Here is a 1,947-nt window from a genome sequence, read left to right on the forward strand (position 1 = left end):
AATAAAAGAGGTAAACCATGACAAAACGAATCAAAAAGAGCAAGGCTGTCAACAGGAAGACAGAAAGAACTAAAAGAAGATTATTGTATATGGGACTACTTAAGATGGGCTTGGCGATCATTTCCAATTCCATTCCTAAGATGACAAAGACCGACCCATTTAAGATAAAGTTGACCGTATTCCAGACAGTATGACTCACAGTATCTACCCGCGCTTCAAGGAGGGTAATGTGCTTAAAGCGACTGGCTTTTAGGATCCCTGACACAACTACTGCAATGATACCAGAGACATGGAGTTCTTCTGCTAAGAAGAAGGTTAACAGAGGGAGACTCAGTTCTAATAACAATTCACTGGCAATATCACTAGCGCGAACACTCAAGAGCAAGGTTTGCAGCCACCGGTTCACAAAGGCCGTCAAGATCCCCACTGCAAATCCTCCAATGATGGAGATTCCTAAGGAAACTCCTGCCTCTCCAAGAGAGAAACTTCCGGTCGCAAGGGCTGCCAAGGCCACTCGAAAGGCGACTAGACCAGAGGCATCATTTAGTAACCCTTCGCCTTTTAAGATATTCGAAACCCGCTTTGGAAAGCTAAAGCGCTCAGACAGGGAAGCAAAGGCTACTAAGTCGGTAGGCCCAAGGGCTGCCCCTACTGCCATACAGGCTGCTAAAGGAAGGCTCAGCCACAAGGAGTGAGCTGCCCAGCCCAAACTAATGGTGGAGATAAAAATCACTGGAAAAATCAAATAAAGAATGATGCGCCAGTGTTTCAAGACAGAAGTAATATCTGCTTCTTCTGCCTCTCGAAATAAAAGAGGGCCAATGACCAAGGCTAGAAAGAGCTCGGTATCCAGATGAAAATTTTCTTCTGGGACAAAGAAAGCCCAACCAATCCCTAGTAAAATTTGAATCAAGGGCAGAGGAAGGCTTGGCACAAGTTTATTGGTGGCATTTGAGACGATCAAAATCATCGAAAAGATCACTGCATAAAGGAGTAGTTCCATATCACTCCCTCCTTAGCGTTCTTGGCAGCAGGTCTCAAATTGCTGTTTTAACTCCGCAATCTTTTGGTCTGTCTTGGTTACATCCTTGTGCTCAATCTTCTTTTGGCACCGTTCCATCTCAAGCGAAACCAATTTCTTTTTTATTTTGAGCATCTTTTTGGTCATATGGGCTTCATCATAAAAACCCATTGCACGCTCGTGGATGGTTGATTCAACAAAATGATGTCTCAATCCTTCGATTTTATTCTTTAAATATTCTTTATCCATGACGGTAGCTTTCTAATTTTTCGATCATGACCAAAAAGGGTGGCTGATTCACTTGATTCAGTGTCCGGTAGATAGTCGCTGTATAGTCTTTTTGAGGCAGATGACTAACAAAGTCCAGCACTGCATCACGCTCGATGTCTCCTCCCTCATGACCATAATAGATCATAATAGCCATTCGCCCACCTTTTTCTAGGCGAGCACAGATTTTTTCCATCGCTTCAATCGTGGTAGCTGGAAGAGTAATGACCGATTTATCTGCAGATGGCAGATAACCCAGATTAAAAATAGCTGCTTTGAGGGTCTCCACATATTGGTCCACATGCTGGTGGCCATCCAAAATCAACTGGACATGTTGAAGACCCAACTTCTCCAATCTTTCTTGAGTATTTACAAGTGCCTGCTCCTGAATATCAAAGGCATAGACCTGGCCTGCTAGTTGAGCTAAAAAGGCCGTATCATGTCCATTTCCCATGGTCGCATCCACCACCACATCTTCTTTGGTGATGACTTCTGCTAAAAATTGATGGGCCATTTCAAGTGGTCGAAGCATTGGCAGTCTCCTTTTCTTCTAGCTTACATCCTTGGGTACTTCCACGCCGACGCATTTCAGTTTCAATAGCGTTTAGGACTTCCCATTTGTTGAGACTCCACATAGGGCCAATCAACATATCCCGTGG

3 protein-coding genes and 1 pseudogene are annotated in these 1,947 nt (G+C 44.0%); all 4 read right to left on the reverse strand.

From position 1 onward, the window contains the following. A partial coding sequence (locus tag PAN06_RS13995; RefSeq protein ID WP_269796632.1) for a sodium:proton antiporter occupies positions 1-1,003 on the reverse strand: 1,003 nt, incomplete at its 3' end. 12 nt (positions 1,004-1,015) lie between these two features. Further along, on the reverse strand, positions 1,016-1,270 hold the full coding sequence (locus PAN06_RS14000) for a hypothetical protein (RefSeq protein ID WP_049474012.1): 255 nt from the start codon (positions 1,268-1,270) through the stop codon (positions 1,016-1,018). After that, positions 1,263-1,820, reverse strand: a complete 558-nt coding sequence (locus PAN06_RS14005) for a class I SAM-dependent methyltransferase (protein WP_049474013.1) — start codon at positions 1,818-1,820, stop codon at positions 1,263-1,265. Before PAN06_RS14005 ends, PAN06_RS14000 begins: the two co-directional genes overlap by 8 nt. Continuing rightward, positions 1,804-1,947: pseudogene (locus PAN06_RS14010) on the reverse strand (TIGR01212 family radical SAM protein); the annotation flags it as partial. The pseudogene PAN06_RS14010 and the gene PAN06_RS14005, both read right to left, overlap by 17 nt.

The sequence above is a fragment of the Streptococcus sp. SM3 genome (assembly GCF_027497875.1).